A 21,615-nucleotide genomic window follows, 5' to 3' on the forward strand; every position below is an offset into this window, starting at 1 on the left:
CACACGCCGGTCAATTCAAACCACACCGACCCGCCAGGCAATCAGGTAACTGGCCAACCCGAATAAAACCATCACCCCCCAGATAATCCCCAACAGCAACCACACGCGAAACGGCTTGCGTTCGCCGGCGTTGGTCGGGCTGTTCAGATAGCGCTGCACTCGGTCGCGATCTTCGGGGGTTAGCTGACTCATCAAAACAGTTCCGCCTCCAGGGCCATCAGGGTATCACTGCCCGCCAGGATATGGGCACTGAGCGCCTGGGTCTGGGGCAGCAGACGCTGAAAGAAGAAGCGCGCCACCACCAGTTTGGCGCGGTAAAAATCGGCCTCGCCACCGCTGCCACCGGCCAGTGCCGCCTTTGCCATGCGCGCCCACAGATAAGCATAAATGGTGTAGCCAAACAAGTGTAAATACTCGACCGCGGCCGCACCGGGGGCATTGGGATCGCGCTCGGCCTGTGCGATCACCGCCTCGGTCACCTGCTGCAGGCGGGCCAGTTCGGCGCCCAGCGGCTGAATAAATTCCGCCAGCTCTTCACTGTCGCTATTGGCCTGTATAAAAGCGTCGACCTCACCGGCGAACTGGCGGAAGTAGCGCCCGCCGGCGGCCACTGTTTTTCGTCCTATCAGGTCCATCGCCTGCACGCCGTTGGTACCCTCGTAAATCTGAGTGATGCGCGTATCGCGCACCAGTTGCTCCTGGCCCCATTCGCGGATAAAGCCGTGGCCACCCAACACCTGTTGGCCGATCAGAGTGGCCTCCAACCCTTTGTCGGTAATAAATGCTTTGGCGATTGGCGTCAGCAGCGCCACCATGCCGGCAGCCTCCTCTTGCTCCGCGGCAACGTCGGAGAATTTCGCGATGTCGAGCCAGCGGGCTACATAAGTCGAGAAGGCGCGGGAACCTTCGTTAAATGCCCGCATGGTCAACAGCATGCGCCGCACGTCCGGGTGCACGATGATCGGGTCGGCGGCCCGATCCGGGTTCTTGATACCTTCGGGACTGCGGCCCTGCAAACGCTCGCACGCGTAGTCCGCCGCATTCTGGTAAGAGGCCTCGGCCGCCCCCAGTCCTTGAATGCCCACCCCCAGGCGCTCGTAATTCATCATGGTGAACATACAGGCCAGCCCCTGGTTGACCTCCCCCACCAGCCAGCCTTTGGCCCCATCGTAATTCATCACGCAGGTGGCGGAGGCCTTGATGCCCATTTTTTTCTCGATGGAACCGCAGGTTACGGCGTTGCGCTCACCCAGACTGCCGTCGGTATTTACCAGAATCTTCGGGACCAGGAACAGCGAGATACCTTTGGAGCCGGTCGGGGCGTCGGGCAACTTGGCGAGCACCAGGTGAATGATGTTCTCGGCCATATCGTGTTCGCCCCAGGTAATGAAAATCTTGGTGCCGGTGAGACTGTAACTGCCGTCGGCATCGGGCTCGGCGCGGGTGCGGATCATGCCCAGGTCGGTGCCGGCGTGCGGTTCGGTCAGGTCCATGGCCCCGGCCCAGGTACCGTCATAAAGCTTGGGCAGATAAGTCTGTTTGAGTGCATCGCTGCCGTGGGCATCGAGCGACAGGCAGGCGCCGGCAGATAACATAGGGGCCAGGCCGAACGACATATCCGCGCCCTGCACCATCTCCTCCACCTGTGCCACCAGGGTTTTCGGCATGCCCATGCCGCCGAACGCCGGGTTGCCGCCCAGGCCGCACCAGCCGCCCTCGGCATAGGTTTGGTAGGCCTCTTTGAAGCCCGGCGGTGTGGTTACCTGGTGGTCCTGCCAGCGGCAGCCGTGCTCGTCTGCCTCGCGACTCAGGGGTGCCACCGCTTCGGCGGCTATCTTGGCCGCCTCCTCCAGAATGGCATCGGCGGTATCCACATCCACCTGCTCGCGGGTGCCGGCCAGGGCGGACCAGAGCTTGTCCACCTCGAGAACTTCCTTGATAACGAAACGCATATCGCGCAGGGGTGCCTTGTATTCAGCCATTGTCGCCTCTCAATCAATACCGGAAAGCTTCAGAGCCAGAGCCCGTTACTACACTTTGGACCAATTTTGCAGCATCGGAAAGTGTGAACGGACCTCTGGTGGGGATTACGCACTCTAGTACAAAAATGGATCAACTTCAAACAAACGTTTGAAATAGGATTGTATCGATAATACCGGTGATCTGGAGGTGGTATGGTTCGTGTTCAGATTCGTTCCTCCGGTGGCACGGTGCGGGGACAGGTTTTACCTGTCCCCTTCGAGGGGGACCACTCCCCGTGCCAATAGCACCATTTGCAGGATACTGCGGGGTAGCTCTAGCGCAGGGGAGTGGCACCATTCTATGGGGACAGGTAAAACCTGTCCCCGCACTGTGCCGCTGGAAGAGGTGCCTTTAGAAAGGGGAATGGCGCCATGCTAAGGGGACGCAACTGAAGTTACGTCCCCGCACCGTACCGCCGCAAGAAGTGCCAATAGCACCTTAAAATAAACCGCCTAAACAACCTCATCCAGCAAAGCACCCGCCGGATTATCCGCCTCCCTGGCTCCGCTATCGATCAGTCGCTGATTGATATCCACGTTTCGATTACCGGCTTCGACCGGTGAATTCGCAGCGGCCTCTCCACCCCCAGGTTGGCCGGCGCGAGCAGCCTCCTGCCCGGCTTCTTGCGCACCGTCACCACCGCCTGCAAGCTGTTCCGCCCGCAGGCGCGCCTCCTGCTGTTGCAGTTCGCGCAACTCGACCTGCGCATCCAGTTGCAACTGCGCCGCGGCGGCCGCCACCCGTCGATCCTGGGGAGACGGATCGCTCGGCGCCAACGCCGCCCGCTGCACCTGTTGCGCCTTGGCGATAGTGGCCTCGGGATCGCCGGCCACACGACTGGTGTCAATACTCACTTCCCCGGCAACGGCATAGCCCACCCCGTCAGGACCCCGCTGTAAGGTATACCGCGGCGCGCCGGCATACTGGCCGCCCACTGCCGCATGGGCCTGCTCATGGGCACGCACTTCCCGATCCCGGGCCGCCAGTTCGCGAATCTCGCGCTGGTCCTCCTGCAAGCGCCGCGCCTGTTCGTCCCGCTCGCGGGCCGTTTCCCGCTCGCCTTCATCACGACCCCGCACGCGCAGGCGTTCCTCGGCCTCGGCAGGTCGCTCGCCGGGATCGCGGCGATTCTGCAGGCGCCCGGATTCGGCGGCTATCTCCACCGCCTTCAACGGCGAACCGCGCAACTCGGCGCTCTCCTCGCCCACGCTTGACTTGTCTACGGTACTGTAGGGTGAAAAATTATTGGCAAAATTGGGAGGTAAATTCGGGTTTATCATAACAACCGGTCTGCACCGCCCCCTAAGCCTTGGTATCCAGGAGGGTGCCGAGGGTTTCATCGGCGGTTCTCACAATCCTGGCGGAGGCATCAAACACCCGCTGCTGGATTCTCAGATCGATCAGCGGCTCGACCAGACCGGCGCCGCCACCGGTGTTATCGCGAACGCCTTCACTGCTTTCAATACTGGTGGGACTGCTGTTGCCTTCGATCTCTGCCACGCTGCCGGGATTGGCTGTGGTGCCGGCCCTGGCAATCTCGTTGGCTGCTTTCAGCATCTCCTGCTGACTCTGGCGGATACCGTTCAAACCCTCGTTGAGAATCGTATTGATCGTCACTGCATACCCTCTCTGGGGACAACCTTTGAAAAGCCCACAGCGGCAATAAGTTGCCGGCTGTTACTTAGTCTAACCATTTTGTGGATAAAAAACAGACAGCAGGCGGCAAAATCTCCGTTTCTTTAATACGCATTTGTCTTAAAAGACGACTTAATCGAGTAGTTTTTGAATATCGAGACAATCTGCGGCGAGTTCCGGGCGGCCCGCATCCAGATGGGGCACCTCCCCCAGACAGGGGGCGGGCAGGGACTGTTTCAGCGTGTCGAGATTATCCTGATAGGCGGCCATGGGCGGGGTCACGCCGTTGGCGACCCAACCGCTCAGTGTCAGGCCGTCGCGGTGGATAGCCTCGGCGCTCAGGAACACGTGATTGAGGCAACCGAGCCGCATGCCCACCACCAGAATCACCCCCAGGTTGAGTTCCCGCGCCACATCGGAGAGATACTGGCGGCGGTTGAGCGGTACCCGCCAGCCACCGGCGCCCTCGACCAGAACCAGATCGCAGCGCTGGGTCAGGACGCCGCGGCAAAAGCCGGTCAGGCGCGCCGCATCGAGCTGCCGCCCGGCCTGCGCAGCGGCGATATGGGGGGCGATGGCCGGCGCCAGGGCGACGGGATTGACCTGCTCATAGGGCAGATCGAGGGTCATGGCGGCCTGCAATTGCAGGGCATCATCATTGCGCAACCCCGCCGGAGTGACTGCGCATCCGGCCGCCACCGGTTTCACCGCCGCGGTGGTCAGGCCGCGCTGCCTGGCAGCCCACAACAGGGCACAGGCAATAAATGTCTTGCCGACCTCGGTGTCGGTGCCGGTCACAAAAAAGCCTTTGGCCATCTCAATCACCTCGCCAACACATAGTAAACCTCATAGCTGGCCGGCAGTGTGTGACCACAGCGAAACTGTTCGTAGGCGGCTGTAAACTGCCGCAGGCGCCGGCGTCCGGTCAGTCCGGCGCGCTGGCCGGCATTGACATTATGGGCCCCCAGGGCTTTCAGTTCCCGGGTCAACTCGCGCACATCACCGTAGTGCATCACGCGGGTCTCGCACTGCCACTGGATTGCGCTGAAGCCGGCATCACTCAGCGCCTGCTCGATCTGCTCGCGGGGTGCAAAACGGTTGACGTGGGTGTAGTTGTCGACCCGGCTCCAGGCGCAACGCAACTCGTGCAGGGTAGCCGGCCCCAAAGTGGCGACAGCGAGCCAACCGCCCGGTTTCAGCACCCGCCGCCACTGCTCGAACAAACGGCCCGGGTGCTGGCACCATTGAATTGCCAGGCTCGAGAAAATACCCGCGATGCTGCCCGCAGCCAGGGGCAGGCATTCGGCGTCGCCGCCGACCCAGTGGACAGGACCGCGCTCGGGCGGCGTACCGCGGCGGGCAAAGGCCAACATCCCCTCGGCGATATCCAGTCCCAGCACCCGGGCCGCCGGCACTTGTCCGGCCAGCGCACGGGTAAAGTGTCCGGTACCGCACCCCACATCCAGCAGCGTTGCATCGCTGCGGTTGATAGCTTGCAGGTGACCCTCCCCCTGCAGCAGTTGCAGCAGACGTTCGCCCACCTGCCGCTGCAGTACAGCGGCCGCATCATAGGTCGCGGCAGCCCGGCTAAAGGAGGCCGCCACTTTGGTTTTATCGAGACGGGCCCCGGCATCGCCGCCTTCGACAGGCGCGAGGCGCTGCAGAAACGCCTCCACTTCCGCCGCCAGCTGCTGCGGTTCGGCCAGACACAGGGCATGGCCGCAACCCGCCAGGCATTTCACCGTCTGCACTGGGTTGAGTTGCGCCATAGCCGCCGCGGCGGCGGCCGGCACCAGGGCATCACGGTCACCCAGCAAATGCAGGCCCGGCGGTTTCAAGTCGGCAAAAGCCTTGCGGTTATCGAGACCGGCCAACAGCGCCAGTGCCGCCCGCCAACGTGGATCGGGCTGCGCGCCGCCCGCCCGCCGGTAACCGCGCAGCCACTTCAAAACTGCCCGTTCGCGCCGATCACCGCGGGCCTGCAAACCGTCAAACCGCTGTAGGGTGACCGCCGGCCGGCGCCGAAAGTCTTCGGCAAACGTTTGGAAGACGTCGTTGGGCATGGCACTTGGCCAACCCGGCCGGGCCACGAAACAGAGATTGCTGGCCAGCGTAATCACCCCTGCCACCCGCTGCGGGTAGCGGTGGGCATAGCGGCAGGCCAGCATACCGCCCAGCGACCAGCCGAGCAGCACACAGCGGCGGGGGAGTTTTTGCCGCAATCCCTGCAATAGCGACTCAAGCCCATCATTGCCGACGGCGTGGTCACCGGCAAAGCCCGGTATATCCACCAACAGAATATCTATCTTGTCATCCAGGTGGGCCAGCAGCGGCTCGAAGACCCGGCTGTCAGAGCCCCAACCGTGCAGCAATACCAATGGCGTCGCCGCCGCCTCGGCGGACGCTGTCGCCGCGGCGGCCCGCCGCCAGCGCAGGGTAATCCACTCGGGGCGACACCGCGCGGCAGCGGTCACGGCCGGTAACCCCCGGCGTCGGCCAACGCCGCCAGCAGGCCATCCACATCCGCCTCGGTATGCGCGGCGCTGAGGGTAATCCGCAGGCGCGCACTGCCGGCGGGTACCGTCGGCGGCCTGATGGCCCCCACCAAAAAGCCCCGCGCCTCAAGATAAGCGGCCAACTGCAAGGTGCGCTGGGAATCGCCGAGGATCACCGGCTGAATCGGCGTCGCGGAATCTGCCAGCGACAGCCCCAGCGTCGAGGCGCCGCGGCGAAAACGTTGAATCAGCGCCGCCAGCCACTGGCGCCGCCAGGGCTCGGCGCGCAGCACCTGCAAACTCGCCCGTGTCGCCGCCGCCAGCGCCGGCGGCAGGGCGGTGGTGTATATATAGGTGCGCGCCTGTTGAATCAGGGTTTCTATCAAAGCCTCGGAACCCGCCACAAACGCACCGGCGGTGCCAAAAGCCTTGCCCAGGGTACCGATCAGAATCGGCAGTGCCGGCTCGGCCAGCGCGAAGTGTTCGGCCACACCTCCGCCGCTCGGCCCCAGGCAACCGAAGCCGTGGGCGTCATCCACCAGCAGCCAGGCTCCATGTTGCTGCGCCAGTGTCACCAGTTCCGGCAGCGGCGCAATATCACCATCCATACTGAAAACACCATCGACTGCGATCAGGCGCCGCCGCGCCTCTGTGGCCAGCAGGCGGCGCTGTAAATCGCTGCTGTCGAGATGCCGGAAGCGCTGGAAGCGCGCACCGCTGGACAGCCCCGCATCGAGCAGCGAGGCGTGGTTGAGACGGTCCTCAAACACCGCATCGCCTTTGCCCACCAGTGCTTTCACGGTACCCAGATTGGCCATATAACCACTGCAGAACAGCAGGGCGCGGGCGCGGCCGGTGAAATCCGCCAGCTCGTCTTCCAGCGCGCGGTGCTCGCGTCCGTGCCCGCTCACCAGGTGTGAGGCGCCGCTGCCAACGCCATAGCGTTCGGCAGCACGCTTGAACGCTGCGACAACTTTGGGGTGTTTGGCGAGACCGAGATAGTCGTTGCTGCAAAAGGCGGTAAAACACCGGCCCCCGGCATCCGTCACCCGCCGTCCGGGCGCCGTTGCCAGCACCCGCCGGTGGCGATAGAGGTGATCTTCACTGCGCTGTGCCAGCGCCGGCGCCAGGGCCTGCTCCAGCGTCACGCTGTCATCCCGCCGCGTTGTAAAAGTGGCGATCCGCACCGGGCTCTTTATTCACGGCGCTGCCATTGGGGCTGGCGTCACCGCGGTGCTGAACAATTCCTTCCAACAGCGCCTCGGCCTCGGCGTTGTGCGGCACCTCGCCGGCCTCGGCCTCGATACCGAGCCGCCGGAATAGAACTTTGTCCTTGTCCGCAGCCGGGTTGGGTGTGGTCAGCAGTTTTTCACCGTAGAAAATCGAATTGGCGCCGGCTAAAAACGCCAGCGACTGCATCTGTTCGTTCATATCTTCACGGCCCGCCGACAGGCGTACATGAGACCGCGGCATCAGTATCCGGGCCACGGCGATGGTGCGGATAAAATCGAAAGGGTCCAGGTCCGGCTGTTCCGCCAGGGGCGTACCCTTGACCTTGACCAGCATATTGATCGGCACGGATTCCGGGTGGCTCGGCATGGTCGCCAACTGCTGCAGCAGACCGGCGCGATCGGCGGCCGCTTCGCCCATGCCGACAATACCGCCGCAACACACCTTCATACCCGCCGCCCGCACATTGTCGAGGGTGTCGAGGCGGTGCTGGTAGGTGCGGGTGGTGATGATCTCGCCGTAGAACTCCGGCGAGGTATCCAGGTTGTGGTTGTAGTAGTCGAGGCCGGCCGCGGCCAGGCTCTGCGCCTGGGTCTCGCTCAGCATACCCAGGGTCATACAAGTCTCCAGCCCCAGCGCCTTGACGCCCTTCACCATTTCCGTGACATAGGCTATGTCTTTCTGCTTCGGCGAACGCCAGGCGGCGCCCATGCAAAAGCGGGTGGCGCCGGCGGCCTTGGCCTGCCGGGCCTCGGCGACCACCTTTTCAACCTGCATCAGTTTTTCTTTTTCCAGGCCGGTGTCGTAGCGGGCGCTCTGCGGGCAGTACTTGCAATCCTCGGGGCAGGCACCGGTTTTAATGGAGCACAGCGTGCTGACCTGCACCCGGTTGGGATCGAAATTCTGCCGGTGCACGGTCTGGGCCTGAAACATCAGGTCGTTGAACGGCAGGGCGAACAGCGCCTCCACCTCCGATCGCTGCCAATCGTGACGCACGGTTGTCGCCGTATCGGTTTGCATAAACCACCTCGCTTGCTCGCGTTATGTCGACACTGCGTCCCTGTCACCCGGCTGCGTGTCCCGACCGCCGGCCCTTGTTCCCGGCCGACTCCCAAGCGCACAATACTAACGGTACTCACCAACCTGTCAACCTCAAAAGGACTTTAGGGTTAACAACTTATGCCACATCTCACCCGTTTTATCGATTACCTGCTGCCCGCCCGCTGCCTGCTGTGCGACCTGACAGTGACCGGACCCGACTGTATCTGCGCGGGTTGCCGCGGCGATCTGCCGCAGCTCCCGGCCGGTTGCCGGCGCTGTGCCCTGCCGCTGCCCGGCGACGCCGATATCTGCGGCGCCTGCCTGCAGCGGCCACCGGCTTTTGCCCGCACCCTGGCACCGTTCACGTTTATGCCCCCTGTAGATACCCTGATCCACGCCTACAAGTACCGCCGCCAATTGGCCGCCGGTGCACTGCTGGGACAGTTGCTGGCCCAGCACCTGCGCCGGGCCTATGCAGACGACCAACTGCCGGAATGGCTGCTGCCGGTACCGCTGCACTGGCGGCGCTTGTTGCTGCGGGGTTTTAACCAGGCGGCACTGCTGGCCGCACAACTGGGCCGGGAGCTTGCGCTGCCGGTGGTCGACGGCTGCCGGCGCCGGGTCCACACCCCGCCGCAGGCGGGCGTTGAGCGCCAGCGGCGCCGGCGCAATCTGCGCGGCGCCTTTACCCTGCGCTGCGATCCCGCTCACCGCCATGTCGCCATTGTCGATGATGTCGTGACCACCACCAGCACTGTCGCCGAACTGGCCGGACTGCTGGCAGCCGCCGGTGCCCGGCGCGTCGACATCTGGTGTATTGCCCGCACACTGCAAAGTTATTGATGCCGGCGAAACAGTTGGCATCAGGCTGACAGACAAGATGTCCGGCCGGCTGTGAGTCATTACAAACAGCTATTGGAATTGACCACAAATAAGCTATTGGAATTGACCATATATAAGTCAATGCAAACCATTGATCGATAGCAGGAAAATACTGTTGTAGAACCGCGCGCAATTGCGGCACAATTGCCTGTTTACCGAAAAAATGATGGCGCGACGACCCCGGGTAGTGAAAACCCGGCGGCAAAAACACAGAGTAGTGACGACAATGAGCAGCCCAATCGTAATCAGTGGTATCGGCTTGTGGACGCCGGCGGAAAGTATCAGCAACGAAGAGCTGGTAGAGAGTTACAACGCCTACGCCGATCATTTCAATACGGCAAACGCCACCGCTATCGCCGCCGGCGAGTTGGAGGCCAAGCCCTATTCAAGCGTGGAATTCATCGAGAAAGCATCGGGCATCAAAAGCCGCTTTGCCTACCAGAAGGCGGGCATTCTGGATATCGATCGCATGCGCCCGCTGATTCCGGAACGACCCGATGACGCCCTGTCGGATCAGGCCGAGATGGCATTGAACGCGGCCCGCCCGGCGCTCGCCGCGGCCGGCAAAACCGCCGCCGATATCGATGCGGTGATTGTCTCCTGCGCCTACACCCAACGCTCTTACCCGGCCATCGCCATCGAAGTGCAGGACGCCCTCGGCATCCGCGGCTTCGGCTTCGATATGCTGGTGGCCTGCTCGGCAGCCACTTTCGGCCTGCACCGGGCCTACGAAATGGTGGCCGCCGGTACCGCCCGCTGCGTGCTGGTCATCAACCCGGAACTCACTTCTCCGCAGGTCAACTATACCGACCGCGACAGCCATTTTATTTTTGGCGATGTCGCCACCGCTACCGTGGTGGAGAAAGCTGATACCGCCAGCAACAGCGCCACGCGCTTCGAGATTTTAAGCACCCGGGCGTTGACGGCCTACTCCAACAATATCCGCTCCAACTTCGGTTACGTCTCGCGGGCCAATGACGTCGATCCTTTCGCCGGTGACAAGCTGTTTCACCAGGAGGGGCGCAAGGTTTTCAAAGAGGTCTGTCCGCTGGCGGCCACCCATATCACCGAACACCTGCAAGCGCACGACCTCACGCCCGAGAACGTCAAGCGCTGGTGGCTGCACCAGGCCAATATCAATATGAATTTATTGATCGCCAAAAAATTGCTGGGCCGCGACGCCAGCGCTGAGGAGGCGCCGATTGTGCTGGACCGCTACGCCAACACCGCATCGGCCGGCTCGCTGATCGCACTGAACCTGCACCACCAGGATTTGCACAGCGGCGACTACGGCCTGCTGTGCTCGTTCGGCGCCGGCTATTCGATCGGCAGCCTGTTGTTGCGAAAAGTGTGAGATATGCAGGGCCATCCCTATGATCGCCTCACCCCGGACACCGTGTTGGACGCCATCGAAAGCCGGGGCTATCTCAGCGACGCCCGCATTCTGGCGCTCAACAGTTATGAAAACCGCGTCTATCAGGTGGGTCTCGACAGCGGCGATCCACTGATTGCCAAATTCTACCGGCCCGCCCGCTGGAGCGACGAGCAGATACTCGAAGACCACGCGTTTACCCAAGAGCTGGCGATGCTGGAAATCCCGGTGGTGCCGCCGCTGTCCCTCGACGAGCCGGACGGGGGCGAGCCGATAACTCTGGCGCGCTGGGGGGGATTTCGCTTTACGCTCTACCCGCGCAAGGGCGGCCAGGCGCCGGAGCTGGACAACTACGACAATTTACTGATCCTCGGGCGCTTTCTGGGCCGTATCCACGCCGCCGGCCGCAGCCGTCCCTTCGCCCACCGCCCGGCGCTTGAGGTGCAGAATTTCGGCATCGACAGTTATCGCTATCTGCTGGATCACCACTTCATCCCCGATGAATTGATCGTTCCCTACCGCAGCCTCTGCGAGGACCTGATCGACAAACTCGAGCGCACGTTTGCACGCACCCCTTACACGCCGATACGGCTGCACGGTGACTGCCATCCGGGCAATATCCTCTGGCGCGATCAGGCGCCCCACTTTGTCGACTTCGACGATGCCCGCAACGGCCCGGCGGTGCAGGACCTGTGGATGCTGCTGTCCGGCGACCGCCAGCAGCAGACCCTGCAGTTGAGTGAGATTCTCGAGGGTTACCAGCAGTTCTGCGACTTCAACTTCGCCGAGTTGGCCCTGATCGAGGGGTTGCGCACGCTGCGCATCATGCACTACGCCGCCTGGCTGGCACGGCGCTGGGAGGACCCGGCGTTTCCCCACAATTTCCCCTGGTTCAATACCCAGCGCTACTGGGCTGAACATATTCTGGAACTGCGTGAACAACTGGCGGCCATGGACGAACCCCAACTGGTGGTGATTTAGGCCGGCAGCGGCGACAGGCGGTCCGAATCGGTCACTATTGGCGCCGCTACCACTGGTAATAGAACCTTTCTGCCCCAATAATGGTCTCTAACTGAACACCGCACCAAAGCAGGTCCGCCCCATGCGCCATCTCCGCGACACCGCCAGCCTTGAACATCGAGACGATACGGTCTGGCAGACCATCCGCTCGGAAACCCGCCTGCAAAGCGAACAGGAACCGATTCTCGCCAGTTTCCTGCACGCCACTATTCTGAATCACGACAGCCTCGAGGCGGCCCTCAGTTTTCACCTGGCCAATAAGCTCGACAGCCCCGCCGCCTCGGCGCTGCTGGTGCGGGAGGTGATCAGCGAAGCGCTGGAGGCGGACCCGGCCATCGGCGTCGCCGTGCGCGCCGATCTGCGCGCCATTCGCGAGCGCGATTCCGCCTGTGCCTCGCTGGCGGTACCGTTTTTGTTTTTCAAGGGTTTTCACGCCTTGCAGGCCTATCGGGTGGCCCACTGGCTGTGGGAGCGGGGCCGCGAGCCCCTGGCATTATTTCTGCAAAATCGTATTTCGGTGGTATTCGGTGTGGATATCCACCCGGCGGCGCTTATCGGCCAGGGCATTATGCTCGACCACGCCACCGGCATCGTGATCGGTGAAACGGCGGTGGTGGATGACAATGTCTCCATTATGCAATCGGTGACCCTGGGTGGCACCGGCAAGGAATCCGGCGATCGCCACCCGAAGGTGCGCAAGGGGGTGCTGATCAGCGCCGGCGCCAAAATACTTGGCAATATCGAAATCGGCGAGGGTGCCAAGGTCGGTGCCGGCAGTGTGGTATTAAAGCCGGTGGCCCCACACACCACCGTCGCCGGGGTACCCGCCAAGGTGGTGGGGCGGCCGCAGACCAACCAGCCGGCGTTGGATATGTGCCACGAACTCAACTGCGATATGGATTGCGACGATCTGACCGGGGCCGACTCGGAGCTGCGCCGTAAAACCTAGCAATACCAATCTGGACACACCCCGAAACCCGCCTGCGCCGGCTTGCCTTTCACTCCAGATGCCTGCTTTTGGTAGTTGTGGTACCAGGGGTGGTGCTAGTGGTAGTACTTCAGCAAGTGAAATGTCAGTTAGTCGGTCTGCCTCTGATGGTTATTGCGTGCTGAGAGAAAACCGTCTGGATAAGTTAGCGTTCTAAACTTTTTATGTGCCACGCCATGGCCCGGCGGGGGTGCGCTGTCCCGATCGGGCGTAAGCTTGCCTGTCGCCCCGGCAGCTGCGGAACTCAACCATTTTTTTGCTTCGCAAAAAAATTGGGATTCGAACAGTCCTCACTCAAAAACGCCGGGGCGACAGGCAAGCTTAAACACGCCCTGATTGATCGGGACAGCGCACCCCCGCCGGGCCTTAACTCCTGCATATTTTTCCTGTATCGAGAAATCCGCAACAGGCAGTATAAAAAAAGCCGCTGCCCGCGCCGGGTGGCACTCCCCTCACTCGCATCACCTAAAAATGCCGGAACCACAGGGAAGCGTAAACACGCCCTGATTGATCGGGGCAGCCCCCCCCCCCCCGCCGGGCCTTACCTTTTGCACACTGTTCTTATATCGAGAAAACCGTAACAGGCAGTATGAAAAAGAAAACAACACAGAAGCAGACCGCTTAATTAACACATATTCGCCAGGGCAAGTGCCGCTGCACCGAGTCCTGGCAGCTCACTAAGCCCGATCCCAGGGAAAAGCCACCACCGTATCGATATGATCGGCGCCCATTACCTGCATCAACAGTCGATCCACACCTAACGCCACACCGGCACAGTCCGGCATACCGGCGGCCAGCGCCGCCAGCAGGCGCCGGTCCGACCGCGGACAGGGCAATTTGAGGGCCCGGCGGCGCCGGAGGTCGGCGGCGAACCGCCGTCGCTGTTCCGCGACATCAATCAGCTCCCAATAACCGTTGGCCAGTTCCATACCACCCAGGTAGGCTTCGAAACGCTTGGCTACCGGCTGACCCTGCGAGTCGTTGCCAAGCCGTGCCAGGGCGGCCTGCGAGACGGGGTAATCATAGATAAAGGTAAGGCCCGGCCCGAGCTGAGGTTCGACGGCGTGGGAAATCAGCAGGTCCAACCAGGTATCCCGGTCGGCACCGGGCCAGTCGGCACCGATATAGGGCTGCGCCAGTTGCCGCAGTTCGCTCTCCGAGGCCGTGTGCGGGTCGATCTCCAGATGCCGCTGGAAGACTTCCCGATAACTCAGCCTGCACACCGGCTCGACATCGACAACCGCCTGTAGCAGCGCCGTCACCTCATCCATTAATGTCTGCTCGTCGTAACCCGGGCGGTACCACTCCAGCATGGTGAACTCCGGATTGTGGCGGCGCCCCGCCTCGCCGCGGCGAAACGCTTTGGCGAGGGAGTATATCGGCCCGCTGCCGGCTGCCAGCAGGCGCTTCATGGCAAACTCCGGCGAACTTTGCAGATAGCGGTCACCGGCGCCAGTGGGCACCCGCAGACTGTCGATATGGGGGTCGGTGGGCGCCGCCGCCGCCAATAGCGGCACCTCCACCTCCAGCACCTGGCGAGCTGCGAAAAAGCGGCGAATTTCTGCGTTGAGCGCGGCGCGGGCACGCTGCGCCGGCAAGGTCGCCGCCGGGGGCCAGAGTGAATGCTGCACGGCGGCGCGCGGAGGCCAGTGGCAAGCGGCGCTTACTTGCCCGTCGCCCGCCCCAGATATTCCCCGGTGCGCGTATCGACCCGCACCACTTCACCCTGGGATAGAAACAGCGGCACTTTTACCACCGCGCCGGTGGCCAGGGTCGCCGGCTTGGTGCCACCCTGGGCGGTATCGCCCTTGAGCCCGGGATCGGTTTCGACTATTTCCAGTTCGACATGGTTGGGCGGTGTCACCATCAGGGGCGCGCCGTTATAAAGGGTAACCACACACACATCCTGCTCCTTCAACCACTTGGCGGCCTCGCCGACACTGGCCTTGTCCGCCGGGTGCTGCTCGTAGGTATCGGGCTCCATAAAATGCCAGAACTCGCCGTCGTTGTAGAGATATTCCATATCCCGGTCGACCACGTCCGCCCCCTCCAGGCTCTCCCCGGACTTGAAGGTGCGCTCCCACACGCGACCGCTCTTCAGGTTGCGCAACCGCACCCGGTTGAACGCCTGGCCCTTGCCCGGTTTGACAAACTCATTTTCTAAAATGGAGCAGGGCTCACCGTCGAGCATGACTTTAAGACCGCCGCGGAATTCGTTGGTAGAATAGCTGGCCATTATCCCCTCATTACCAAACTGATTATTAATAAACTGGCATTAGACAAGATCAGCAACCCGCTACTGACCCGATGACAAAGGCGCTAATGATACCTCGAACCGTACCAACATGGCAGACCAACCACTGGCAGGATGAACTGGCCGACCTGATTCGCGATCCCCGTGAACTCCTGCAACTGCTGGACCTGGACCCGGCGCTGGCCGGCCCCGGCGACGCCGCGCAACAACAGTTTCCACTGCGCGTACCGCGGGCCTTTGTGGCAAAAATGCGCCGCGGCGACAGCCGCGACCCGCTGCTGCGCCAGGTGCTGCCGCTCGGTGAGGAGCTCACCGCCAGCGCCGGTTACAGCCGCGACCCGCTGCTCGAGACCTCCAGCAATCCCCACGCCGGGCTGATCCATAAATATGCCGGCCGCGTGCTGCTGATCGTCGCCCGGCAGTGTGCGATTCACTGCCGCTATTGTTTCCGCCGCCACTTTCCCTACCAGGACAACAGCCCCGGCCGCCGTGCCTGGCAGGCGGCACTGGACTATATTCGCGCCGATACCGGCATCAGCGAGGTGATCTACAGCGGCGGCGATCCCCTGGCCCTGCCGGATAAACAGCTCGCCTGGTTGAGCGGCGAAATCGACGCCATCGCGCACGTGAAGCGGCTGCGTATTCACACCCGGCTGCCGGTGGTGTTGCCCAACCGGATCGACGACGGCTGCCTGCGCTGGTTGTCCGCCACCCGGCTGCAGACCGTGGTGGTGCTGCACGCCAATCATGCCAACGAGATAGATGCGGAAGTCGGCGCAGCCACGGCACGCCTGCGCGAAGCGGGCGCCACGGTGCTCAATCAGACGGTCTTGCTGCGGGGTGTCAACGACAGCGTGGAGGCCCTGGCGGCGCTGAGTGAAACGCTCTTCGCCCGGGGTATCCTGCCGTATTACCTGCACCTGCTCGACAAGGTGGCGGGCGCCGCTCACTTCGACATCCCGCTGCCGCAGGCGCGGGCGCTATACCGGCAGTTATTGGGCCGCCTGCCCGGCTATCTGGTGCCCCGCCTGGTCCGCGAGGAACCCAATGCAGCCTCCAAAACACCTATCCTGTGACACGTTTGTAAAAAAATGTTATACAACGCGGGTGACCAGTACCTATTGACATAGGTTCGACAATTAATATAACTGTTGTGACTAACCCGCCACTACTTAATAATACGGTCACGCCCAGCAGGTCGTAAGGTGAAATAACCCATCTTGATGCGGTGGGTTTGTTTGCGTGTCTCCTATACTTAACAAGACCGAGAGGACTGGCCAAGCCACTGTAATGAGTTCGGAAACTGTCTCCCATCTACTATCCCAGTTCATCCTGCCGGCCCAGGACGTGAAGGCGCTGAGTTTTTGCAAAAGCCCCCGCGCCGCCAAGGTGAAACAGTGGGCGCAGACGTTGCCGGCCACCCGCATGAACCGTACCGGCGCCCTGCTCTACCAAGCGCTGCCCGAGGTGGTGCGCCTCAACACCAGTGCCGAAAACAGACTCGAGATGCTCGAGGGCCTGCGACCCTATGTGCAACAGTGCATCCAGGGGCTGTCGAAGGACTTTCTGAACCAGCCGCTGCTGTTGCCGGAGGGTGCCCTGAAAATGGCGACCGTGGCGCAGGCGTTACAAAAACATATGACCAGCGGCTACCTGCTGGTAATTCGCGATTTATGCGCTAAACCGAAGATCAACAAGAGCCCGCTGCTGCAAAAACTGGTGCTCGCCCTGCACCGCGCGGTTACCGGTCTGGGGCTGTCCCTGTTGCGCAGCTATCAGCTCTACACCCCGGTGCCGGCGCAGTGCTGGCTCAACCTGCACACCCTGTACAAACTGGCCGGCAAGTTGGACCTGCTCGAGCAGGTGGTCCCCGATGTCATGGCGACGGATGTGCAGGCCTCCACCATTCAACGCACCTATCTGCGCGCGTTGATGCTGGCCTGCGCCAGACCCAACCAACTGCGGCAGAACGAGGTCAACGCCCTCTATGAAGCCCTCGGAAACTGGGTCACGCTGGTGAGTTTCAACGCGGGGCGGGAACAGCACCGGGAAAACCTGTTTGTGGTGAATCTGTCGGCCGATATCGCCCCCATGTACAAATCCCGCTTCCAGGGCTCGATGGATGACGACACCCGCGAACTCGACGTCCGGCAACTGCTGGCGGCGCTCAAGAAACAAAAAGATCACAAAGAGGGCGGTGAGCAGATCATTCCCATCCCCGCTGAAATCAGCCCCGCACTGCTCGACCATATTCTCGACACCTGGGGTACAGTGCGCCAGCGCAGTTTCGAACGACGCCTGGCCAACGGCGAACTGGAAGTGACCGTTGGCATCGCCAGCCTGCACTTCCACATTACCGACGGTCTGCCGTTCACCCGCTTTTTGGGCGACGCCGCCGCACCGGGCCAGGCACCGAGCGCGTTTCGCGCCCGCGGCGACAGCGGAGAACGCTGGTCGGCGGACAGCTTCGAGACAGCCACCGGCGATGACACCGCCGAAGATATCGGCGCCGCTGCCGCGGTGCATATTCTCGATGCCAGCCCCGGCGGTTACTGCCTGGACTGGCGCGAGCAGGTATCGGTACAGGTGCGGGCCGGCGAGGTCTTGGGCCTGCGCGAACCGGGCCGCAAAAAGTGGAGTATTGCCGTAGTGCGCTGGCTGCGGCAAAATCGCGGCGCCACCCAGTTGGGCGTGCAAATTCTGGCACCCTCGGCCACACCTTACGGCGCCTGCATGGTGCGCTCGGCCGGCGGCGGCTACACTGAATATATGCGCGTGCTGATGCTGCCGGAACTGCGCGCCGCCAATCGTCCGGCCAGCCTGCTCACCGCGGCGGTGCCGTTCCAGGAGTATTGCAAAGTGAAACTGAACCAGCGCGGCGAGGAACAGATCGTACAACTGACCCGCAAAATACTGACTACGGCGTCAGTCAGCCAATTCAGTTTCCGCCACCTGGACACCGGCAAGAAAAACCAGCAGCAACATCAATCCAAAGAGTTTGCATCGGTCTGGAACAGTGTTTGAAAAAACTACAGAAAGTCGAAAATTCATGTTGCGGCAGCCGACTGCGCCCCCCAAAATCCATGACCGGAAAGTGATACCCAGTTCGCATTCCAGTTGCACACTCGTTCAAGAGAACTACCATGGTGCAGTATTTATCGAGTAAGATAGCGGCCACTATTTTCAGCATAATAAATCAACGACCTGAAGATAAACGGTCTTACTGCCTAGCCTGGCGGTTATCAAGAGGCAAGCGGAAATTAGGTAGCTAGGGCAGTATGAATCCCAACGACACCATCAGATTACTGATTTTGAATGATGCCCGGGACGAAGCCGAGCGGCTGGTCAGTATGCTGCGCAACGCCGGCAGACCGAGCCGGGCCCAGCACGTCGACAGCGAAGAAGCACTGGTCAAACTACTCCAGGAACAGGTGTGGGAGTTGTTGATCGGCCACGACCAAACCCAAAATATCACCCCTCAGACCGCCATCAAACAGATCAAGCGTCTCAACAAAGATGTGCCGGTGATCCTGCAGACCGATGAGGAGGGTTCAAAGCCCATCGTCGACGGTATCAAACAGGGTGCTGCCGATGTCGTGCGACTGGATGAGGACCAGCACCTGCTGCTGGTCATCCAACGGGAGCTTGAGTGCCGGGAACAGCGCCAACTGCGGCGCAAGACCGACCGCCGCTTTCGCGAAGCGGAGCGCCGCAGCCAACAACTGCTGGACAGTTCGCGCGACGCCGTGGCCTATATCCAGGACGGTATGTACCTCTACGCCAACGAATCCTTTGCCGAACGCTTCGGTTACGACGACCGCGACGATATCGAGTGCATGCCGGTCATCGATATGGTGGCCGACGAGGAACAGGATAAGATCAAGCAGTTCTTCAAGTCGTTCATCCTCAAGGCCGACGACGCCGAGAGCAGCACGCTGGAATTTACCGGCATCCGTGCCGACGAGAGCAAAGCCACCTTCCATGTCGAGGTGGCCCACGCCATTTACGACGAAGAGCCCTGCATCCAGTTTATGATGCGCGCCAGTCAGGCCAGCAACGAGGAGCTGGAACAACAGATCAATCAAATCAAACACCAGGATGTGGCGACCGGGCTGTACAACCGCCAGTACCTGATGGAAACCCTGGAGCGGGCAGTGGATGCCGCCGCCAACGACAACCGCTCCAGTGTCTTGTTCGACCTCGAGATCGACAATTTCCTCGACAGTGTCCAGGGCAACCTGGGCGTCGCCGCCGCCGATCAGGTTTTGAGCAATATTGCCACCCTCACCCGCGAGCATTGCAGCGATCGCGATACCCTGGCGCGCTTTGCCGACGGTAATTTCATGCTGCTGGTGGGCAGTCTCAATGCCGATGCCGCCCTCGATCGCGCCGAGGACCTGTGCCGCAAGATCGAAGACCATATCGTGGAGGTGGACGGCAAGACCATCCAACTGACCGTCAGCATCGGCATCGCCCTGGTGACCGAGAGTTCCAGCAGTGCCGAAGCGGTGATCGAGCAGGCCATGGAGGCGGCCGCCAGCGTGCGCAACGAGCACGACCAGCCGGGTGTGGGCAACGGCGCCAAATTGTTCGAGCCGAAGCTCTCGGCCGCGGACATGGAGCACAAAGACGTCGCCCAGGCCGTGCAGTCGGCGCTCGACAAAGGCCGCTTCCGCTTACTGTTTCAGCCCATTATCAGTCTGCGCGGTTCCGAAGAAGAGCACTACGAAGTGCTGCTGCGCATGCTCAACGACGCCGACGAAGAGATATCACCGAGCGAATTCCTGGCCACCGCCACACAGATCGGCGCCGCCACCAAGATCGATCGCTGGGTCATACTCGAGGCCATCAAAGTACTCTCCGAGCATCGCAGCAACGGCAACCGCACCCGCCTGATCGTCAACCTGAGTAGTGACTCGTTGAGCGACGCCACTTTGCTGCCCTGGCTGAACGTCGCGTTCAAAGCCGCCAGTCTGCCGACCGACGCCGTGGTGTTCCAGGTCAGCGAGGTGGATGTCACCAACCACCTCAACGCGGCCAAAGTGTTTGCCACCGGTTTGAAGGAAATGAAAAGCAGTTGCTCGATCAGCAAGTTCGGCTGCTCCCTGAACCCATTCAACACGCTCAAGCACGTGCCGGCCGAATATATAAAGGTCGACGGCTCTTTCACGCTGGACATTCAGAACAATGGCGAAAGCCCGGAGACCCTGACCAATCTGGTCAAACAACTGCACGAGGAAAGCAAAACCACGATTGTTCCCTTTGTTGAAAATGCCAGTGTGCTGTCGACCCTCTGGCAGGCCGGCGTTCACTATATCCAGGGCCACTACTTGCAGGCGCCGACCAACAAAATGGACTACGACTTTAATATGGAGAGTTAGCAACCGCCTCCCTGTCCCTGAGCCCGATCAAGTACAAAATCGCATCCAAGCCCAAATGCGAAATAGACTGCTTGGCTGAAGCCTTGACCAACGGCTTGGCGCGAAAGGCGATACCGAGACCGGCGATACTCAACATCGGCAGATCATTGGCACCGTCGCCGACAGCGATAACCTGCTCGAGTGAGATATTCTCCCGCTGCGCCAGCTCGCGCAACAATTCCGCTTTGCGCCGGCCGTCGACGACGCTGCCCACCACTGCGCCGGTTACCTTGCCGTCTTTTACCTCCAACTCGTTGGCATAGACATAGTCGATACCGAGTTGGCGCTGTAGATAGTGGCCGAAATAATTGAAACCCCCGGATAAAATAGCGGTTTTGTAGCCGAGTTTCTTCAAGGTGCTGATCAGGTGCGCCGCGCCTTCGGTAATCGGCAGTTCAGCGGCAATATCGGCCAACACCGCTTCGTCCAGCCCTTGCAGCAACGCCATGCGGCGGGCGAAGCTCTGTTTGAAATCCAGCTCGCCCGCCATCGCCGCCTCGGTAATCGCCGCAACCTGGGCGCCGACACCGGCGCGCTTGGCCAACTCGTCGATCACCTCCGCCTCGATCAATGTCGAGTCCATATCAAAACACACCAGGCGCCGGTTGCGGCGAAATACCGTGTCTTCCTGGATGGCGATATCGATGTCCATACGGGTCGACAACTCCATAAAATCCGCCCGCAACGCCGCCAGATCGGCGGGCGTGCCGCGGGCGGAAAATTCCACGCAGGCCTTGTCCTGGTCCGCCAGCGAGTCCAGCTCGATACGCCCCGACAGGCGATTGATATTGTCGATATTGAGCCCGTGCCGCACCGCCACCGCGGTCACCTCGGAGATATGCCGGGCGCTGACCTTGCGCGCCAACAGCGTGACGATATGACGCTGCTTGCCCTGCTGGCCGACCCAGTGACTGTAGCTGTCGGCACCGATCGGCTGGAAACGCACCCGCACCCCCAGTTCATGGGCGCGGTACAAAATGTCCTTCACCACCGGTGACGACTCCGATGCCGGCGGTATCTCGGCGAGGATGCCAAGCGACAGATAATCGTGGATGACGGCCTGGCCGATATCGAGAATATTGGCCTCGTACTGCGCTAATATCGAGGTAATGGCTGAGGTCACACCGGGTTGATCCTCGCCGGTGACATTGATCAGTAGTATTTCTTTCACAAAAAGCGCTCACAGTGGCTGGCGGGTTGGCAGCGGATTATATAACGGTTGGGTATAACTTTAGCGGATAATTGAGCTAGAATGC

General features: G+C 61.5%; 18 protein-coding genes. 7 read left to right on the forward strand and 11 right to left on the reverse strand.

The genetic code is table 11. The annotated features are described in order from the left end of the window. Nucleotides 1-15: 15 nt before the first annotated feature. The 8 genes from FKG94_RS19495 to bioB form a co-directional block, all read right to left on the reverse strand. On the reverse strand, nucleotides 16-192 hold the full coding sequence (locus tag FKG94_RS19495; protein WP_142928605.1) for a DUF3094 family protein: 177 nt from the start codon (nucleotides 190-192) through the stop codon (nucleotides 16-18). After that, the gene (locus FKG94_RS19500) at nucleotides 192-1,982 is read right to left on the reverse strand and encodes an acyl-CoA dehydrogenase C-terminal domain-containing protein (protein WP_142928606.1); all 1,791 of its coding nucleotides are present in this window, start codon (nucleotides 1,980-1,982) and stop codon (nucleotides 192-194) included. The genes FKG94_RS19495 and FKG94_RS19500 overlap by 1 nt, the downstream gene beginning before the upstream one ends. 492 nt (nucleotides 1,983-2,474) lie before the next feature. Next, nucleotides 2,475-3,302, reverse strand: a complete 828-nt coding sequence (locus FKG94_RS19505; RefSeq protein WP_142928607.1) for a putative metalloprotease CJM1_0395 family protein — start codon at nucleotides 3,300-3,302, stop codon at nucleotides 2,475-2,477. Nucleotides 3,303-3,324: 22 nt separating this feature from the next. Next, nucleotides 3,325-3,639 (reverse strand): hypothetical protein, encoded by a 315-nt coding sequence (locus FKG94_RS19510; RefSeq protein ID WP_142928608.1) that lies wholly within the window; start codon nucleotides 3,637-3,639, stop codon nucleotides 3,325-3,327. A 150-nt stretch (nucleotides 3,640-3,789) separates the two neighbouring features. After that, nucleotides 3,790-4,473, reverse strand: a complete 684-nt coding sequence (gene bioD, locus FKG94_RS19515) for a dethiobiotin synthase (RefSeq protein ID WP_142928609.1) — start codon at nucleotides 4,471-4,473, stop codon at nucleotides 3,790-3,792. Nucleotides 4,474-4,478: 5 nt separating this feature from the next. Next, nucleotides 4,479-6,131: a malonyl-ACP O-methyltransferase BioC gene (bioC, locus tag FKG94_RS19520; RefSeq protein WP_246125266.1), complete on the reverse strand. Its 1,653-nt coding sequence runs from the start codon at nucleotides 6,129-6,131 to the stop codon at nucleotides 4,479-4,481. Then, nucleotides 6,128-7,339, reverse strand: a complete 1,212-nt coding sequence (gene bioF / locus FKG94_RS19525) for an 8-amino-7-oxononanoate synthase (RefSeq protein WP_425460056.1) — start codon at nucleotides 7,337-7,339, stop codon at nucleotides 6,128-6,130. The genes bioC and bioF overlap by 4 nt, the downstream gene beginning before the upstream one ends. Then, nucleotides 7,305-8,402, reverse strand: coding sequence for a biotin synthase BioB (gene bioB, locus FKG94_RS19530; RefSeq protein WP_142928610.1), 1,098 nt, complete (start codon nucleotides 8,400-8,402; stop codon nucleotides 7,305-7,307). Before bioB ends, bioF begins: the two co-directional genes overlap by 35 nt. A 159-nt stretch (nucleotides 8,403-8,561) precedes the next feature. Between bioB and FKG94_RS19535 the strand changes: the two genes are divergently transcribed. The 4 genes from FKG94_RS19535 (at nucleotide 8,562) to cysE (ending at nucleotide 12,646) form a co-directional block, all read left to right on the forward strand. Beyond that, nucleotides 8,562-9,266 (forward strand): ComF family protein, encoded by a 705-nt coding sequence (locus FKG94_RS19535; protein ID WP_142928611.1) that lies wholly within the window; start codon nucleotides 8,562-8,564, stop codon nucleotides 9,264-9,266. A gap of 265 nt (nucleotides 9,267-9,531) precedes the next feature. Continuing rightward, nucleotides 9,532-10,659 (forward strand): beta-ketoacyl-ACP synthase III, encoded by a 1,128-nt coding sequence (locus FKG94_RS19540; RefSeq protein WP_142928612.1) that lies wholly within the window; start codon nucleotides 9,532-9,534, stop codon nucleotides 10,657-10,659. 3 nt (nucleotides 10,660-10,662) lie between these two features. Continuing rightward, nucleotides 10,663-11,658: a serine/threonine protein kinase gene (locus FKG94_RS19545; RefSeq protein ID WP_142928613.1), complete on the forward strand. Its 996-nt coding sequence runs from the start codon at nucleotides 10,663-10,665 to the stop codon at nucleotides 11,656-11,658. Between the two features lie 121 nt (nucleotides 11,659-11,779). Next, on the forward strand, nucleotides 11,780-12,646 hold the full coding sequence (gene cysE, locus FKG94_RS19550) for a serine O-acetyltransferase (protein ID WP_142928614.1): 867 nt from the start codon (nucleotides 11,780-11,782) through the stop codon (nucleotides 12,644-12,646). Nucleotides 12,647-13,362: 716 nt separating this feature from the next. On the opposite strand, the gene epmA is transcribed toward cysE, so the two are convergent. Beyond that, a complete protein-coding gene (gene epmA, locus FKG94_RS19555) occupies nucleotides 13,363-14,316 on the reverse strand; it encodes an EF-P lysine aminoacylase EpmA (protein ID WP_142928615.1) in 954 nt (317 codons plus the stop codon). Nucleotides 14,317-14,348: 32 nt separating this feature from the next. Next, nucleotides 14,349-14,921: an elongation factor P gene (gene efp / locus FKG94_RS19560; protein WP_142928616.1), complete on the reverse strand. Its 573-nt coding sequence runs from the start codon at nucleotides 14,919-14,921 to the stop codon at nucleotides 14,349-14,351. An 86-nt stretch (nucleotides 14,922-15,007) separates the two neighbouring features. Between efp and epmB the strand changes: the two genes are divergently transcribed. The 3 genes from epmB to FKG94_RS19575 all read left to right on the forward strand — a co-directional run bounded on the left by epmB (nucleotide 15,008) and on the right by FKG94_RS19575 (nucleotide 20,320). Next, on the forward strand, nucleotides 15,008-16,015 hold the full coding sequence (gene epmB / locus FKG94_RS19565) for an EF-P beta-lysylation protein EpmB (protein WP_142928617.1): 1,008 nt from the start codon (nucleotides 15,008-15,010) through the stop codon (nucleotides 16,013-16,015). 214 nt (nucleotides 16,016-16,229) lie between these two features. Then, complete coding sequence (locus FKG94_RS19570) at nucleotides 16,230-17,963, forward strand: hypothetical protein (RefSeq protein WP_142928618.1); 1,734 nt, start codon at nucleotides 16,230-16,232, stop codon at nucleotides 17,961-17,963. A gap of 254 nt (nucleotides 17,964-18,217) precedes the next feature. Beyond that, the gene (locus FKG94_RS19575) at nucleotides 18,218-20,320 is read left to right on the forward strand and encodes an EAL domain-containing response regulator (RefSeq protein ID WP_142928619.1); all 2,103 of its coding nucleotides are present in this window, start codon (nucleotides 18,218-18,220) and stop codon (nucleotides 20,318-20,320) included. On the opposite strand, the gene serB is transcribed toward FKG94_RS19575, so the two are convergent. Then, entirely contained in the window at nucleotides 20,304-21,530 is a 1,227-nt protein-coding gene (gene serB, locus FKG94_RS19580; protein ID WP_142928620.1) for a phosphoserine phosphatase SerB, read from the reverse strand. The two genes, FKG94_RS19575 and serB, sit on opposite strands and share 17 nt — an antisense overlap. Between the last annotated feature and the right edge of the window lie 85 nt (nucleotides 21,531-21,615).

It is taken from the genome of Exilibacterium tricleocarpae (assembly GCF_007004655.1).
GTDB classification, from domain to species: domain Bacteria; phylum Pseudomonadota; class Gammaproteobacteria; order Pseudomonadales; family Cellvibrionaceae; genus Exilibacterium; species Exilibacterium tricleocarpae.

What these genes read in the sequence shown, in the direction of transcription:
- FKG94_RS19495 (WP_142928605.1), bottom strand. Translation starts at nt 192, where the DNA reads ATGAGTCAGCTAACCCCCGAAGATCGCGACCGAGTGCAGCGCTATCTG.
- FKG94_RS19500 (WP_142928606.1), bottom strand. Translation starts at nt 1,982, where the DNA reads ATGGCTGAATACAAGGCACCCCTGCGCGATATGCGTTTCGTTATCAAG.
- FKG94_RS19505 (WP_142928607.1), bottom strand. Translation starts at nt 3,302, where the DNA reads ATGATAAACCCGAATTTACCTCCCAATTTTGCCAATAATTTTTCACCC.
- bioD (WP_142928609.1), bottom strand. Translation starts at nt 4,473, where the DNA reads ATGGCCAAAGGCTTTTTTGTGACCGGCACCGACACCGAGGTCGGCAAG.
- bioB (WP_142928610.1), bottom strand. Translation starts at nt 8,402, where the DNA reads ATGCAAACCGATACGGCGACAACCGTGCGTCACGATTGGCAGCGATCG.
- FKG94_RS19535 (WP_142928611.1), top strand. Translation starts at nt 8,562, where the DNA reads ATGCCACATCTCACCCGTTTTATCGATTACCTGCTGCCCGCCCGCTGC.
- FKG94_RS19540 (WP_142928612.1), top strand. Translation starts at nt 9,532, where the DNA reads ATGAGCAGCCCAATCGTAATCAGTGGTATCGGCTTGTGGACGCCGGCG.
- FKG94_RS19545 (WP_142928613.1), top strand. Translation starts at nt 10,663, where the DNA reads ATGCAGGGCCATCCCTATGATCGCCTCACCCCGGACACCGTGTTGGAC.
- cysE (WP_142928614.1), top strand. Translation starts at nt 11,780, where the DNA reads ATGCGCCATCTCCGCGACACCGCCAGCCTTGAACATCGAGACGATACG.
- efp (WP_142928616.1), bottom strand. Translation starts at nt 14,921, where the DNA reads ATGGCCAGCTATTCTACCAACGAATTCCGCGGCGGTCTTAAAGTCATG.
- epmB (WP_142928617.1), top strand. Translation starts at nt 15,008, where the DNA reads ATGATACCTCGAACCGTACCAACATGGCAGACCAACCACTGGCAGGAT.
- FKG94_RS19570 (WP_142928618.1), top strand. Translation starts at nt 16,230, where the DNA reads ATGAGTTCGGAAACTGTCTCCCATCTACTATCCCAGTTCATCCTGCCG.
- FKG94_RS19575 (WP_142928619.1), top strand. Translation starts at nt 18,218, where the DNA reads ATGAATCCCAACGACACCATCAGATTACTGATTTTGAATGATGCCCGG.